General features: G+C 57.6%; 15 protein-coding genes. 7 read left to right on the top strand and 8 right to left on the bottom strand.

All coding sequences use genetic code 11. The features are described from left to right. Nucleotides 1-4: 4 nt before the first annotated feature. Nucleotides 5-1747: a DUF885 domain-containing protein gene (locus tag PKC81_RS05805; protein ID WP_324334028.1), complete on the bottom strand. Its 1743-nt coding sequence runs from the start codon at nucleotides 1745-1747 to the stop codon at nucleotides 5-7. A 171-nt stretch (nucleotides 1748-1918) separates the two neighbouring features. Here PKC81_RS05805 and PKC81_RS05800 point away from each other — a divergent pair, with 171 nt between their 5' ends. Together PKC81_RS05800 and cysK are read left to right on the top strand one after the other, a co-directional pair. Beyond that, nucleotides 1919-3247, top strand: a complete 1329-nt coding sequence (locus tag PKC81_RS05800) for an MFS transporter (protein WP_324334026.1) — start codon at nucleotides 1919-1921, stop codon at nucleotides 3245-3247. Further along, nucleotides 3244-4164 (top strand): cysteine synthase A, encoded by a 921-nt coding sequence (gene cysK / locus PKC81_RS05795; protein ID WP_324334024.1) that lies wholly within the window; start codon nucleotides 3244-3246, stop codon nucleotides 4162-4164. The genes PKC81_RS05800 and cysK overlap by 4 nt, the downstream gene beginning before the upstream one ends. A 69-nt stretch (nucleotides 4165-4233) precedes the next feature. Here cysK and PKC81_RS05790 read toward each other — a convergent pair whose 3' ends face one another. The 5 genes from PKC81_RS05790 to PKC81_RS05770 form a co-directional block, all read right to left on the bottom strand. Next, entirely contained in the window at nucleotides 4234-4521 is a 288-nt protein-coding gene (locus PKC81_RS05790) for a hypothetical protein (protein ID WP_324334022.1), read from the bottom strand. A gap of 142 nt (nucleotides 4522-4663) precedes the next feature. Beyond that, nucleotides 4664-6175, bottom strand: a complete 1512-nt coding sequence (locus PKC81_RS05785) for a phospholipase D-like domain-containing protein (protein ID WP_324334020.1) — start codon at nucleotides 6173-6175, stop codon at nucleotides 4664-4666. Between the two features lies 1 nt (nucleotide 6176). Beyond that, nucleotides 6177-7976, bottom strand: coding sequence for an acyl-CoA dehydrogenase C-terminal domain-containing protein (locus tag PKC81_RS05780; protein WP_324334018.1), 1800 nt, complete (start codon nucleotides 7974-7976; stop codon nucleotides 6177-6179). Nucleotides 7977-8006: 30 nt separating this feature from the next. Beyond that, entirely contained in the window at nucleotides 8007-8456 is a 450-nt protein-coding gene (locus PKC81_RS05775) for a MerR family DNA-binding transcriptional regulator (protein ID WP_324334016.1), read from the bottom strand. 103 nt (nucleotides 8457-8559) lie between these two features. After that, complete coding sequence (locus PKC81_RS05770) at nucleotides 8560-9327, bottom strand: L,D-transpeptidase family protein (RefSeq protein WP_324334014.1); 768 nt, start codon at nucleotides 9325-9327, stop codon at nucleotides 8560-8562. Nucleotides 9328-9527: 200 nt separating this feature from the next. On the opposite strand from PKC81_RS05770, the gene PKC81_RS05765 reads away from it, so the two are divergent. Continuing rightward, a complete protein-coding gene (locus tag PKC81_RS05765; RefSeq protein ID WP_324334012.1) occupies nucleotides 9528-10175 on the top strand; it encodes a murein L,D-transpeptidase catalytic domain family protein in 648 nt (215 codons plus the stop codon). A gap of 3 nt (nucleotides 10176-10178) precedes the next feature. Here the strand turns inward: PKC81_RS05765 and PKC81_RS05760 are convergent, their stop codons facing one another. Together PKC81_RS05760 and serB are read right to left on the bottom strand one after the other, a co-directional pair. Further along, nucleotides 10179-10712: a superoxide dismutase family protein gene (locus tag PKC81_RS05760; RefSeq protein WP_324334010.1), complete on the bottom strand. Its 534-nt coding sequence runs from the start codon at nucleotides 10710-10712 to the stop codon at nucleotides 10179-10181. Between the two features lie 32 nt (nucleotides 10713-10744). Then, entirely contained in the window at nucleotides 10745-11656 is a 912-nt protein-coding gene (serB, locus tag PKC81_RS05755) for a phosphoserine phosphatase SerB (RefSeq protein ID WP_324334008.1), read from the bottom strand. On the opposite strand from serB, the gene miaA reads away from it, so the two are divergent. The 4 genes from miaA to ilvC form a co-directional block, all read left to right on the top strand. After that, nucleotides 11655-12593, top strand: coding sequence for a tRNA (adenosine(37)-N6)-dimethylallyltransferase MiaA (miaA, locus tag PKC81_RS05750; protein ID WP_324334006.1), 939 nt, complete (start codon nucleotides 11655-11657; stop codon nucleotides 12591-12593). The genes serB and miaA overlap by 2 nt on opposite strands. Before the next feature lie 99 nt (nucleotides 12594-12692). Further along, the gene (locus PKC81_RS05745) at nucleotides 12693-14438 is read left to right on the top strand and encodes an acetolactate synthase 3 large subunit (RefSeq protein WP_324334003.1); all 1746 of its coding nucleotides are present in this window, start codon (nucleotides 12693-12695) and stop codon (nucleotides 14436-14438) included. Nucleotides 14439-14441: 3 nt separating this feature from the next. Further along, nucleotides 14442-14957, top strand: a complete 516-nt coding sequence (ilvN, locus tag PKC81_RS05740; protein ID WP_115548639.1) for an acetolactate synthase small subunit — start codon at nucleotides 14442-14444, stop codon at nucleotides 14955-14957. Nucleotides 14958-15077: 120 nt separating this feature from the next. Continuing rightward, on the top strand, nucleotides 15078-15795 hold a 718-nt coding region (gene ilvC / locus PKC81_RS05735), incomplete at its 3' end, for a ketol-acid reductoisomerase (RefSeq protein ID WP_324334000.1).

Genomic DNA, 15795 nt, shown 5'->3' with positions numbered 1-15795 from the left:
AGCATCAGAATACCGCTTTCGCCTCTTTTTCCTTCAGCATCGCCTGACGCACCATCGGGATTGGCGGGCCGCCATAGGACAGGAATTCGTCGTGGAAGGCTTTCCACTTCTTGCGGTCGCCTTTGGTCCAGTCATCGCGCAGCTTGCGGATCATCAGCTTGCCCATCGTATAATTGAGATAGGCCGGATCGTATGTGCCGCGCGCCGCTTGTTGCTTGCTGTTGCCCGCATCCTGATAGCATTCGGTCTTGAACAGCTGTTCGGATTGCGCGACCGTCATCCCGCGTGCGTGCAGGCCAATGGCGGACAGGTAACGGCAATTGCGCAACAACGCGTTGGATAGTTGCCCGACTTTCATCTCGGCGGCCTCCTCCGGCGAACCAGTGGTATCGCCCAGCCCCGCATCCATCATCATTTCCTCGGTATAATGCGCCCAGCCTTCGGCAAAGGCATAGCCGACAAAGAGTTTGCCAAAGATCGATTTCGATCGGTTCGAATGAAGGAAATTCAGGAAGTGGCCCGGCCACACCTCGTGCACCGACGTACCGAGCAGGTCATATTTACCGGGCACAAATCCGTCCTGCGTCGCCTTGTCCCAGGTCGGATCGGGCGGTGAGATGTAATAGACCGACGGCAGGCCTTTCTCATATGGTCCCGGTATGTCGATATAAGCGCTGTTCTGCCGGTTGTATGGCGGCGACTCTTCAACCTTGGCTTCTTCGGTACCGGGGATCGAGACGATATCCTTGTCGATCAGGAACTGCTTCAAAGGCGGCAACTGGCGGCGGGCCTCCGCAACCGGGCCGTCGGCAGCCTTGTTCATGCCCATTTTGGTCATGCAATCCTGCATCGTTGCGCCCGGAGCATAGATGCCGCAAGCCTTGGCGAGCGCATCCTGATTGGCCTTGAGGTCAGCGCGACCGATTGCCTCGAGCTCGTCGAGCGATACATTTACGCCTTCGGTTTTCAGTACCATCTTGGCGAACTTGTCTGCACCCAGCGCATAGCCGCCATCGGTGCCCGGTTGCGAACCGATATAGCCGGCAAGATCCTTCATCGCCGCCGCCGCTTTGGTTGCCGCCTCGTCAAACTGTTTCTGCAGTTCGGCATCCTTCACCTCGGCAAAGGCTGTCTTGGCATCGCCGGTGTAGTAATCGGCGAATCCGCCAAAACCGGCGGTGCCGATTTTCACATAAGTTGCGGGCAGCGGCAGCTTCAGGTTCGCCTTGATCTGTTCGGCGGCTTTGGGGACATTGTTGGCATATTTGATAAACGCCTTCATCCGCGTCTCTGCATCGGCATAGGGGCGTGCAATATAGACATTGGGGTCGAGTACGCCGACATAAGCCGCCGGATTTTTGTGAAGGCTGTCCGCATCTTCAAGGAAGAACAGCTCGCCCTCCATTGCGTGCACCAGATAATCGCGTTCGAATTTCTGCGCGTCAGTCAGCTTCGAAGCATCGATCGCCTTGGCATCCGCGATTGCTTTCTTGCGATAATCGATCGCGGCCTTGATCCCCTCAGGCGACCAGTCGGGCAATTGTCCATCAAATTCATGCTTGCCCTGATAGACGGCAAAAGTCGGGTTGACCTTGAAATATCCTTCAAGGAATGTCTCGACAAAGCCGCCCCATTCGCTGCCATCATTGGCGGTGACGGCGGCATTGTCACCATCGACCTTCTTGCAACCAGTTGTAATGGCCAAAGCGGCCAGCGACACGGCCAAGGCCGCCTGTTTCAATCTCATACTGTAACTCCCCGAATAAATTCGATGCGCGAGATGCTGCACTTGTTTGCCGCACAGTTCCAGCGGGAATTCGATGAGCGACTTTGAACGGCATGCGAAGCACAACTTTAACCGCAAGAAGCACTGCATGATTGCCATGCATTCCCTAAGCCGATAGGCGAACGGTCGAGCATGTCGTCCGCACCACACCCTTTCAGCATACCCGACTATCGCCGCTATTGGCTGGCGCGTTTCATGGCAGTGATCGCGACCATGTCGATGGTCGTCGTCATTGCCTGGCAGGTCTATGATGTTGCGCGCACCGATTATGGCATGTCCCCCAAAGCAGCAGCGTTTCAGTTGGGGCTGCTAGGGCTGTTTCAGTTCATCCCACTAGCCTTGCTGACCCCCGTTGCAGGCTGGGCAGCGGACCGTTTCGAACGGCGGCGGGTCGCAATTTTTGCAAATATGGTCGACGCGGGGGTTGCGCTGGGGCTGGGTCTTTTGACCTATCATGATGCGCTGACTTTGCCATTGCTGTTCGTGCTCGCCGCGTTCCACGGCGTAGCGCGTGTCTTTGTAGGTCCGTCCATGGCGGCCATCGCGCCCAATATTGTGCCGCCGGAATCGCTTCCCCGCGCTATCGCGCTGGGTTCCATTGCTTGGCAAAGTGCATCGGTCATTGGCCCGGCGGTCGGCGGATTGATGTATGCGCAAAACGCAGCAGGTTCTTACTGGATGACGGTGGCATTGCTTATTTTGTCGAGCATTTCAATCGCTTCGGTACGTCCCGTTTTCCCACCTCCGATGACCGAGAAAAAGCATCCGGTGCGGATGATGGTGGAGGGGATGAAATATACATTCTCCGAACGGTTTCTGTTGGGAGCAATCACGCTCGATCTTTTTGCCGTACTGCTGGCTGGCGCTACCGCGCTGCTGCCGGTCTATGCGCGCGACATATTGCACGTCGGCCCCGACGGTTTGGGCCAGCTTCGCGCAGCCCCTGCCTTTGGCGCTGCGATAGTCGCGATTTATCTGTCTTTCCGGCCATTGAAGCACAATGTCGGCGCAAAGATGCTTTGGGCCGTAGTGGTGTTTGGTATCGCCACTATCGGCTTTGGCTATTCGCATGTCATCGGCCAATATCTGTTCGGTAACGCCAAGATCGATTGGCTGAACATGGGCGCGTCTATGGCCGTCGCGCTGTCGATGCTCGCCATATTGGGTGCGGCAGACATGCTGTCGGTCTATGTGCGCGGCTCTCTCGTACAGCTTAATACCCCTGATGCAATGCGCGGCCGCGTAAGTTCGGTTTCGGGCCTCGCAATTTCTGCGTCGAACGAATTGGGCGAATTGCAGTCGGGCTTTGCTGCCGCACTGCTCGGCCCAGTCGGTGCGGTTGTATTCGGCGGCGCAGGGGCTATTGTCATTACCGGAATTTGGGCCAAGCTGTTCCCCGAACTGAAAAACGCCCGGACATTCGAGCCGCAATTTCGTGAAGTAAAGGAGCCGAAACCATGAAGGCCAATTCCATCCTCGAAACCATCGGCAATAGCGCACATATCCGCCTCCAGCGGATGTTTGGCGACGCCGAAGTCTGGATTAAGTCCGAACGCTCCAATCCCGGTGGTTCGATCAAAGACCGCATCGGTCTTGCGATGATCGAGGCTGCCGAAAAGGATGGCAGCCTGAAACCGGGCGGCACCATTATCGAACCAACCAGCGGCAACACCGGTGTCGGCCTTGCGATGGTGGCAGCGGTCAAGGGTTACAAGCTGGTCCTGGTTATGCCCGAAAGCATGTCGGTCGAGCGTCGCCGACTGATGCTCGCTTATGGCGCAACTTTCGACCTGACCCCTCGCGAGAAGGGCATGAAAGGTGCGATCGAACGTGCGATCGAGCTCATTGAAAGCACGCCCAACAGCTGGATGCCGCAGCAATTTGAAAATCCGGCCAATGTCGACGTCCACGTCCGGACAACTGGCCCCGAAATCCTCGCGGACTTCAAGGATAGCCCGATTGATGTGCTGATCACGGGTGTTGGCACTGGTGGCCACATCACCGGTTGCGCGAAGTTTCTGAAAGAAGCCTGGCCCAACCTGAAGGTTTATGCCGTCGAGCCGACACTGTCGCCGGTAATTAGCGGTGGTCAGCCCGGGCCGCATCCGATCCAGGGTATAGGTGCAGGCTTTATCCCCGCTAACCTCCACACCCAGTTGATCGACGGAGTGATCCAGGTTGACCCGGAAGACGCCAAGGAAATGGCGCGCCGCGCCGCACGCGAGGAAGGCATGCTTGTGGGCATTTCGTCAGGTGCTACGCTGGCAGCGATCGCACAAAAACTGAGAGAATTACCAGCGGGAACCCGTGTACTCGGTTTCAACTATGATACCGGCGAGCGCTATCTGTCGGTACCGGATTTCCTGCCGGTCGAGTAAAATGCGCCGGGGCGGATTACTCCGCCCCGGCTCCGACCCGAACCTTTGCGACCCGCGGGCCGAATAAGGTCAGCGATCTGCGTCGGGCTTGCCGTCGCCGTCATTGTCGAACAGGTCGGGCTTTGCGTCGCCATTGGCGTCCCAGGCGTCTGCCTTGTTGTTGCCATCACGATCCCACGCATCCGGCTTTCCATCGCCATTGCTGTCAATCGTTGGAGGTGGAACGGGTGCTTCAGGTGAAGCAGCAGGTTTGGCAGGCCCGGCGGCATGCACCGTACCAAAGGCAAAAGGCAGAATAAGCGCCAGTGCGGCGGCCCATGCGACCGGACTTTGCGACCATTTCCGGGTTATCGACATCGGTTGCTCCTTGATTGCACAACCCCCTGTCGATTGGGACTTTTCTATCATTGATGCGGTTTGACCAGCACCAAGCGTCGACTGGTGTGTGCGGGAAGCCTAACCGTCCGTCGCACTCAACCGGTCGTGTGTCCGGCGCAGCCTAACGGCTGGTCGCTCTCCGTCGGGCCAGCCTTTTGGTAATCCGCGCGCGACCCTCGTGCCAGCGCATGCGCAATCCGCGCTGCTGCAGCGGTTCTAGAAAGCCTTCTGAATGCTCAGGATCGAGCAATTCATTTTCGGCAATCAGCTTGTCGAGCGGACCCGGCTTTTCAAGGTCGAGCAGTTCGAGCGTCTTGCCCTCCCCACGCAGCGCCTCCACCGTGTCGACCAGAGAGCCGGATCTAGCAAATGCCTCCGCGACAACCTTTTCATAGACGCCGAGATGCTCCGCCAACAAGCGAGTCCGCAGCGCTGCTATCACCTTTTCCGAACCCTTGTTGGCAGGTAGCGCGCAATCGAGCACCATGTCGCATTCGCTATCCAGCCCCAGCGAGCGGTTGTTGAGATTGGCCGAGCCGATCCGCAATATCCGGTCATCGACAATCATCAGCTTGGCATGGACATAAATGTCGGTGCCGCCTTTGGTAACGGGCACATAGATGCGGAAGCGATCGCCTTTGTCGACCTTGCCAATGGCCCGCGCCAGTTGCACCCGCGCGGCATCCATAGCCTTCTGTTCAAGCCAGCCTTCCGCCGAACGCGGCATGACGACGACGATATCGGGAGGATTGGCCTCCCCCATACGCGTCGCTATAGCGGCCGCGATCTTGGCCGAGGTAAGATACTGGTTCTCAATATAAATGAACTTTTGCGCCGCGGCGATCATGTCGAGATAGAGCGTTTCAATCTCGCGCACCTCGTCTACGTTACCATAAGGCGCTCGGGTCCGGGCGATAGCCAGGTCGACATTTTCGAACAGCACCGGCACATCTTCCGGCCATTGCGGTTCGATGGTCTGGACCGGCGGCAAAGGCTTACCCCCTGCAATATCCCAGCGATTGCGCGCTAACTCACCCAGCGCAGCCGCAACATCGCCGTCCATCAGCATCGTAATATCATGCCAGGGCGCATGCGGCTTTCCATTGGGCAACAAGCGTTTGGGATCATCATCTAGATGGTCAGGCGTGTCCCATCTGCCCGATGCCAGATCGATCCCTCCGCATATAGCGAGGCAATCGTCAACTATGACAATTTTCTGGTGATGGCTGCATCCGGCAGGATGCGCGCCATCAAACTTAAATTCGATCGCTCGCGTCGCAGCCCAACGCGCCAATGTCCATGCACTTGCCGGAATCAGAAATTGCTTGAGCGCCCCGAACCGCCATTTGAGGATCGCGATGCGGCGGCGTGGGTTGCGGCGCGCCAGCCGCAGGAAAAAGCCCGAAAGGCGTGCGCGCCTGCTCCGGTCACCAGGCTCAAGCGAAATGCGGGAATCAAAATCCCAGCCGACGAACAGTAACAGGTTCTGCGCGTCCTCGCACAGTTCGCGGACATAGTGGAAATAGTCGGCGGCATCGACCACCACCGAAACACGGTTTGCGCGAGCAATCCGCCAACAATTGCGTCCCTCTTCAACGACAGGCACAATATCGGCGGATTGCTTTGCTGCCATATCAGGCTACCGCAAACATCTCCGGCTCAAGTGCCATGATCGCTTCGCTTCCTGCCTCGATCTTGCGGCGCAGCGCACCGCAATCGGGGATGAAGCGTTCGGCAAAATAGCGTGCGGTCACCAGCTTGGTTTCATAGAATTTTGCATTGCCCGTTCCGGCGTCAAGTGCGGCCTGGGCAGCAGTCGCCATGCGCAACCATTGCAGGCCCAGTGCGACGATGCCCATGATGTGCATATAATGATGCGCACCGGCACCGACATTGTTCGGGTTGGCCATGCCATTCTGCATGAACCACATCGTCGCCGCCTTCAGTTCGCCATTGGCCTTTTCGAGGCGGGCTGCGAAATCTTCCAGCTTGCTGCCCTTGGCAGCGGTGCATTCATCATCGACCAGCTTGAAAAATGCCTGCACTGCACGCCCGCCATTCTGGGCCAGCTTGCGACCGACCAGATCCATCGCCTGCACGCCATTGGCGCCTTCGTAGATCATCGTGATGCGGGCATCGCGGACATATTGTTCCATGCCCCATTCACCGACATAGCCATGGCCGCCATAGACCTGCTGTGCATTGGTCGCGACTTCATAGCCCTTATCGGTGCCATATCCCTTGATGACCGGGGTGAGCAGCGAGAGCAGATCGTCAGCAACCGTGCGCTCTTCTTCAGTCTGGCCGTTGTGGATGATGTCGGCGAGCAGCGCGCCGTTCAGGCACAAAGCACGCATCCCTTCGGTGAACGCCTTTGAATCCATCAGCATCCGGCGGATGTCGGGGTGGACGAACAGCGTGTCGGCTTTCTCGTTCAGATCCTGCGGCCCGGTCAGAGCGCGGCCCTGACGGCGATCATGCGCATATTGCACAGCATTCTGATAAGCCACTTCTGCTACGCCAAGACCCTGTTGGCCGACACCCAGACGCGCAATATTCATCATGATAAACATCGCAGCGAGGCCTTTATTCTCCTCACCCACCAGATAGCCGGTCGCGCCATCATAGTTCATAACGCAGGTCGCGTTGCCATGAATGCCCATCTTATGCTCGAGCGAGCCACAGCCCAGCGGATTGCGCGCTCCCAGCGAGCCATCTTCGTTGACGAGGAATTTGGGCACGATGAAAAGCGATATGCCCTTCACATTGTCAGGAGCATCAGGAGTCTTCGCGAGCACCAGATGGATGATATTTTCTGCCAGGTCATGGTCGCCCGACGAAATGAATATCTTGGTGCCTGTGATTGCATAGCTGCCATCGCCATTGGGCACGGCTTTGGTGCGGATCAGGCCCAGATCGGTGCCGCAATGCGGCTCGGTCAGGTTCATTGTGCCCGTCCATTTGCCGCTGATCATGTTGGGCGCATAGATCGCCTTCAACTCGTCGCTGCCCTTGACGAGGATTGCCGAAACTGCGCCATGGGTCAGCCCGGGATACATGGCAAAGGCCATGTTCGAGCTTGCCATATATTCTTCGAATGCCATTGACAGGATATGCGGCATCCCCTGCCCGCCATATTCGACCGGCGCAGAAAGCGTGCCCCAGCCTGCATCGCAATAGGCTTTATAAGCTTCCTTAAAGCCGTCAGGTGTCGTCACCGAGCCATCTGCATGACGGGTGCAACCCTGCTTGTCGCCAACCGCGTTCAACGGGAATAATTCGTTCTCGACGAACTTCGCCCCCTCGGTCAGGATGGCCTCGACCATGTCGGCGCTGGCATTTTCAAAGCCCGGCAGATTGGCATATTTGTCAATGCCCAGAACTTCGTTGAGAATGAAAAGCGTGTCGCGCACCGGCGCTTTATATTGCGGCATAACGTCCTCTGGTTTTCAAATTATGGCAGCTCAAGCGGCCTTGCTTTCTTCCGCCTCGACCCGTTCGACCAAGGCGACAAAATCATTCAATTCGGCAATCGCGCTATCCAGATCCTGACGCTGCTTTTTCAGCAACTCGGCCCGTTCGCGACACTTCTGAATGGTGACGCGACGCTGGACATTGCGACCATCGTTCAGATCGTAAAGATCTATCATTTCGCGGATTTCGGCAAGGCTGAACCCCACCCGCTTCGCCCGCAGGATCCACGCCAGACGGGCGCGGTCACGTTTCGAGTAAATGCGCGCCAGCCCCTGCCGCTCGGGTGAAATCAGCCCCTGATCTTCATAGAAGCGAAGCGCACGGGCCGTCACATCGAATTCGGCCGACAGATCGGAAATTGTATAGCTTTCGCGACCGAGCGCATCTGGCGTCTCGATCGTGGCGTCAGCCGGTTTTCCGTTTCCCAATATATTATTCATTCCCGCGCCACCTTCTCCCTGACAGGCGAAAGCGATACTAGTTTACGTTAGCGTAAACGTCAACCTCCATGCCGCTACGGCAAGCGAGAAACTTGGATGCAATTCAAGCAGTCGTCAGCGGCGATGTTTGAACAGGCTGTTCCGGCGCAACAGGTGTTGGTTCCATAGGCGGGGCGGGAGCTGGTTGCGGTTTGGGCCTCGGGTTGCTCAAGCTTTCAAGGATCACAACTTCGCCATCCATAACGGTCGCGCCATACAGCGACTCTGCGAAAACTTTCGGCAATCGGATGCAGCCGTGCGACGCTGGATAACCGGGATTGTGACCCGCATGGAGCGCAATTCCATCCCACGTCAGCCTTTGCATGAACGGCATCGGCGCGTTCGCGTAGAGATTTGATTCGTGATAGACCTTTTTCTGCAGAATCTTGAATACGCCCGTCGGCGTTTCCTTGCCCTTCTTGCCGGTAGAAACCGTTGTGAACCCGACCAGGCTGTCGCCATCAAAAACATACATGCGCTGGATATCGAGCACGATGACCATGCGCAGCGGGTTTGCATAAGCCTCTCGGCTTTCCCATACGAACTGGCCGGGCTTCAGACTGTCAGGCGGCCCTTTCTTTATCGGTTTGGGCTTAGGCTCAGGCTCGGGTTGGGGAGTTGGCACGATCGCCGGCGCGGTGACGGGTTCGACGGCGGGCGATGCAGCTGGGTCAGGTTCAGCAGTTGCCGGTTCGGTGGCCGGTGTTTGCTGGGCAGCGGGCTCCTGCGCAACCGGATTCTGGGCTGCAGGCGTTTGTGCTGCGGCGGGAACAGCCAGCAGCAAACCAAGAGCGCCCAATGCCACTCCGCGCGTCTTCAACACAAACATCATTTATCCCTGTTGCTTCACATTATTACGAAAGTGGTAGAGATATGCGGAAAATCATTGCCAAAATCAATTGGTATCGGCGCAATTCCAGCCTGATTTGCGACCAATGGACGAAAATGACAAATGCCCAAAGCGGCAATTGGCAAGCCGAAATGCCGTTAATTTGCGTTGAAACGCACGCACGCTCCTTCAATTGTTAAATCATGTCGCCTAGATCTAAGGAAATGAAAGAGCTGGGTCGCCGTCATTTCATACAACGCGCCGCGTTAACGGGGGCTGGACTTGCATGTGCATCGGTCCCGCTTGCAGGCGCGCGCGCGCAGTCGATGAACGCCGTTGAACTTGATCCTCGCCTGCTCGCACGCGCAGGTGCGGCGCTTGCCAAACATGGTGACAAGATCTTCAGCCGTGACCTGTTGGCGATTGCCGATTTTTCGCAGCCTTCGGGTCTGCCGCGTTTTCACCTGTTCAACATGCTAGACGGCACCAACACGACGCTGTTGGTATCGCACGGCATTGGTTCCGACCGCACGCATAGCGGTCGCTTGCAGCAATTCTCCAATATCCCGGGTTCGGAAGCAACGTCAGCAGGCGCTTATCTGATCGGTGAAACCTATTATGGTAAATATGGCGCGTCGCGCCGTCTGATCGGCCTAGATCCCGAAAATGACCAGGCCGAAAACCGTGCCATCGTCATCCACCCTGCCCGCTATGTCAGCCAATCAATGGTTGCGACGCAAGGCAAAGTCGGACGAAGCCAGGGTTGCTTCGCCTTTTCATTCGACGATATCGGCCAAGTGCTGTCGCGACTTGCCCCCGGATCGCTGTTGTACGCCGACAAGCTCAGCTAACGCTTACTCTGCGTTTATAACGCCGCAAACTATCCTTTTGCCGCTGTTTCCGCTTGGATCAGTGATATTGTCATCCCCACGCTCATGAACAATCAAGGCTGCGCCATCCGTATCGAGCATTCCCCCCTCCCCCATCAGACGCACATCGGGTAGGAAGAAATCGACAACCACATTGATGTCTGAATAGGCTTCGATATTGGGCAAATCGCCCTTATGCGGCCCGGCCGGATTGTGCAGCCCGTGCTTTTTGGCTTCGGGGTTCCAGTGCGGACCTGCGCTTGAGAAATCAGGCCCTTCACATTTGCCCACCGCATGCACATGCATCGCATAGCTACCTTTTCTGGGTACTTGGAGCCACAGCTTTCCGCGCACTCCGCCCTTTTCCTGCAGGAATTTAGCGGTCCCGGAGCCATCGGTATATTGCAACGACACCGCGGCCATATTTGCACGTGCATCGGCCTTTGATTGCGGCTGTTCGAGCGACTTGCAGGCCGAAAGCGGAACAAGAGCGAGGAGAAGGATCAGTTTGGAGTTCATGCCGACAAACCTATGCGCGCCACGCGTCATCATCAACCCATAACCCACTCGGTCCGTCGCACACCTTGCGCAAACAGCAGGGCAGTCAAATCATTATGGCGGATTGCAAAATTTGCCTTCGCTTCCAATGCAGCTTTTGCACGGTAAGCGGCACCGATACCGCCGCCTTCAATGGCGGCTTCGACCATCAACATGTCGTTCGCGCCATCGCCCGCTGCCAGCACCAGTTCGGGAGCAACGCCCAATTGCTGACGGGCCTGATGCAATTGCCGCGCCTTTTCGCGGGCGTCGACAATTTCACCGTCAACGGTTCCATCCAGATAATCACCGGAAATACCAAGCTGGTTGGCCGCCATGCTGTCGAACCCGGCCATATCGACCACAGCAGCCACGAAATCGGTGAAGCCGCCTGATACCAGCAGGCCATGCGCACCCCAGCTGCGCATCGTCTTCAGCAATATGTCTGCCCCAGGTGTTAGCCGCACGCGTTCGTCGATACATTGCTGAATGGTATCGCGGTGCAGCCCTTTCAGCAGCGCCACCCGACCTCGCAAGGCTCCCTCGAAATCCAGTTCGCCCTGCATCGCACGTTCGGTGATTTCCGCAATTTCCGCCTTGATTCCCGCATAGTCGGCCAGCTCGTCGATACATTCGACGGTGATGATCGTGCTGTCCATATCCGACACCAGCAGCATTTTGCGGCGGTTGGTGGAGGGCTGAACGCTGACGTCCACGACGTTTTCGACGCCTCGCAGGGCATCACGCGCGGCTTCAATCTTTCCTTCGAATTGCAGGTCAACGGCGATGCCCAGTTCCAGCCAGTCATGCTCGCCCGGCTCCAACCCGGCATCGCGCAAACGATCAGCCGCCTCGGATAACATTCCCGCGTCCAGATGATCTGCCGCTATCAGTGTGGCGACATTTGTGGAAGAAGCTGACAACATGACGAATCCGCAAAAAAGGCCGAGAGGCAAAAGACTGGCGCTTATTGCCGGTCCAACGGCCAGCGGCAAGACCGCATTGGCGTTGCGGCTCGGGCACTCACGTCCGGTGACGATTATCAATGCCGATAGTGCGCAGGTCTATGCACATCTTTCGATCCTAAGTGCGCAGCCTAGTGCTGAGGAAATGGCAAGCGCGCCGCACCGGCTGTTCGGCTATCTTGATGAGCGAGAGGCGTGCTCAGCGGCGCGTTGGGCACAGGATGCAAAGCGCGAGATAGAGACGGCGTGGAGCGAGGATCGGTCGCCGATACTCGTCGGTGGGACGGGCTTGTATCTGCGCACACTGCTCGATGGCATTGCGCCGATACCTGATATCGACCCCGAAGTGCGCAGTGCTGTGCGTGCCCTGCCCACAGCGGAGGCCTATCGGGCATTGGTCGAAATTGACGCCGCCAGCGCGACTGCGCTTTCCCCCAATGACGACAGCCGGATCAAACGCGCGCTCGAGGTCATGCGTTCGACTGGTAAGAGCGTTGTCGAATGGCGTGCGCTACGCGAGGGTGGAATAGGTGACGACGTGGAATTGCACCCCCTTATCCTCCTTCCCCCGCGTGATTGGCTGCATGCACGGTGCGACTTGCGCTTTGCACAAATGATCGAGCGCGGCGCGATTGACGAGGTACAGGCGCTGCTGGCGCTCAATCTGCCTGCCGATGCACCGGTAATGCGAGCGATCGGCGTTCCTGAAATTGCAGCCATGCTTCGGGGCGAAATTCCCCTGGAGGAGGCCGTCGCCCGAGGTCAGGCGGCGACGCGCCAATATGCCAAACGGCAATATACCTGGTTTCGCAACCAACCACCGGCGCAATGGCCGCGCTGGACGGAGGCATATAATGTTGCTGACTTTGATGTAATTGAAATATTATTTCATTTTTAACTGTTGACATGCCATTTTCTAATCCGTAACAGCCCGCACTTGCCCGCCTTGTTGCGATGCAGCAATAGGCGGGCTTCGTTTGTTTGAAGGACAGAAAAAGTGGCCGAAAAATCCGGCGCAGACATATTGATCGAAGCCTTGCTGGCACAGGGCGTGGACACCGTATTTGGCTATCCCGGCGGCGCCGTGCTGCCGATTTACGATGCGCTTTTCCAGCATCCCAAGATTCGCCACGTCCTCGTGCGCCATGAGGCTGGCGCTGCGCATGCGGCCGAAGGCTACGCCCGGTCGACCGGCAAGCCCGGTGTTGTTCTTGTCACCTCTGGCCCTGGCGCGACCAATGCTGTCACCGGAATTGCCGACGCCTTCATGGATTCGATCCCGATGATCTGCATCACCGGGCAGGTCGCAACCAATCTGATCGGATCGGATGCTTTTCAGGAAGCCGACACGATCGGCATCACCCGCCACTGCACCAAGCATAATTATCTGGTGAAGGATCCGGCTGAACTGGGTGCCGTTGTTGCAGAGGCATTTCATATTGCAACTCAAGGTCGTCCGGGCCCGGTCGTGATCGATATTCCAAAGAATGTGCAGGTCGCTACTGCAGAATTTGATCGTCATGGCAACAATGCCGCCAAACGCTATGTCCCGGCTGGCGACGCCGATTTTGCCGCAATTACGCAGGCAGTCGAATTGCTCGCCAAAGCCAAGGCGCCGATCCTCTACACCGGCGGCGGCATCATCAATTCGGGCCCCGATGCCAGCGCAGCATTACGGGAACTGGCGGCGCTCTGCGGCGCACCTGTAACCTCTACCCTGATGGGTCTAGGCTCGTTCCCCGCATCCGATCCACAATGGCTGGGCATGCTCGGCATGCACGGCACCTATGAAGCCAATATGGCGATGAACCAGTGCGACGTAATGCTGTGCCTTGGAGCGCGGTTCGACGACCGCGTTACGGGCCGCCTCGACGCCTTCTCGCCGAACAGCACAAAGGTTCATATCGACATAGACCGCAGCTCGATCAACAAGACTGTGCGCGTCGACCTGCCCATCGTCGCCGATGTCGGCAAGGCGATCCGCCAGATGATCACCATCTGGAACAGCCGCAAACTGCAGCCGCAAAAGCTGGATGAATGGTGGGCGCGGATCAAGGGCTGGCGCTCGGTCGGCTCGCTCAACTATCCGGCAAGCCAGTCCGAAATCATGCCGCAATATGCGATCGAGCGGCTCTATGAACTGACAAAAGACAAGAGCCCCGTGATCACCACCGAGGTCGGCCAGCACCAGATGTGGGCCGCGCAGCATTTCCATTTCGATGCACCCAACAAATGGCTGACCAGCGGCGGTCTTGGTACAATGGGCTATGGCCTGCCAGCAGCCATTGGCGCGCAGATGGGCAATCCGGACGCGTTGGTCATCGATATTGCGGGCGAGGCCTCGATCCAGATGAATATCCAGGAAATGGGTACTGCCAGCCAATACCGCCTGCCAGTAAAGGTGTTCATCCTCAATAATGAGTGGATGGGCATGGTTCGCCAGTGGCAGCAGTTGACCTATGAAAGCCGCTATTCGAACAGCTATTCAGACAGCCTGCCCGATTTCGTTGCTCTGGCCGAAGCCTATGGCTGGAAAGGCATACGTTGCGACGATCCGGCGAAACTCGACGACGCCATCGCTGAAATGTTGGCGCATGACGGCCCGGTGATGTTCGACTGCCGCGTATCGAAGGAAGCGAACTGCTTCCCGATGATCCCCAGCGGTGCAGCGCATACCGAAATGATCCTGCATTCCGACGAAGTTTCGGGCACAATGGACGACGAAGCTAAGGCGCTGGTGTAAGACATGCATATCAAGGAAGAATTCGCCGAGCGGCACGTGCTGACGCTCACTGTCGACAATGAAGCTGGTACGCTTGCCCGCATCGCCGGGATGTTTACTGCGCGCGGCTATAATATCGACAGCCTGACCGTCGCCGACATTTCGGAGGACCATGCGATCAGCCGGATAACCATTGTCACCAAGGGGCCGCCCGAAGTGATCGACCAGATCATCGCACAATGCGAGCGGTTGGTGCCGGTTCACAAGGTTACCGACCTGACTGATGCGGGTCCGCATGTCGAACGCGAACTGGCGCTGGTCAAGGTTTCAGGAGCCGGTGACAAGCGCGTCGAGGCGATGCGCCTTGCCGATATCTACCGCGCACGTGTGATTGACGCGACTGTTTCGAGCTTCATTTTTGAAATTACCGGCGGGCCGGACAAGATCGACACCTTCGTCGCGCTGATGCGCGAACTGGGGCTGGTCGAGGTTGGTCGCACCGGCATAGTCGGGCTGATGCGCGGCAGCGAAGCGAGTTAGAAGATCAGACGTCGCCCCTGCGAAGGCAGGGGCCGCAGTCGGTTTCACCAGAACCCGCTGCATAAACTTGCAACGGCTCCAGCTTGCGCTGGGGCGACGAACAAAAGGAAAGCGAATATCATGAAGGTTTATTACGACGCAGATTGCGACTTGGGCCTGATCAAGGACAAGAAGGTCGCTATCGTTGGTTATGGCAGCCAGGGCCACGCCCATGCGCAGAATTTGCGCGACAGCGGCGTCAAGGAAGTTGCGATTGCACTCCGCCCCGGTTCGGCAACTGCTGCCAAGGCCGAAGGCGCAGGCTTCAAGGTGCTCTCGAACGCTGATGCGGCGGCTTGGGCTGATGTCGTGATGATCCTCGCGCCAGACGAGCATCAGGCTGCCATTTATGCGGACGACCTGCACGCCAATATGAAGCAGGGCGCGGCCCTCGCCTTCGCGCATGGCCTGAACATCCACTTTGGCCTTATCGAGCCGCGCGCAGACCTCGACGTGATCATGATCGCGCCCAAGGGCCCCGGCCACACCGTGCGCAGCGAATATCAAAAGGGCGGCGGCGTCCCCTGCCTGATCGCAGTCGACAAGGATGTATCGGGCAACGCGCATGATGTAGCGCTTGCTTATGCCAGCGCCGTCGGTGGCGGCCGTTCGGGCATCATCGAAACCAACTTCCGTGAAGAATGCGAAACCGACCTGTTCGGTGAGCAGGCCGTACTGTGCGGTGGCATCACCCACCTGATCCAGGCGGGTTTCGAAACGCTGGTCGAGGCAGGCTATGCCCCCGAAATGGCCTATTTCGAATGCCTCCACGAAACCAAGCTGATCGTCGACCTGCTCT

Origin of the sequence: Sphingorhabdus sp., from assembly GCF_035329025.1 — a bacterium.
Taxonomy (GTDB): Bacteria; Pseudomonadota; Alphaproteobacteria; order Sphingomonadales; family Sphingomonadaceae; genus Sphingorhabdus_B.
The sequence above is the reverse complement of the archived record's forward strand: the minus strand, read 5'-3'. Positions and strand labels throughout refer to the sequence as shown.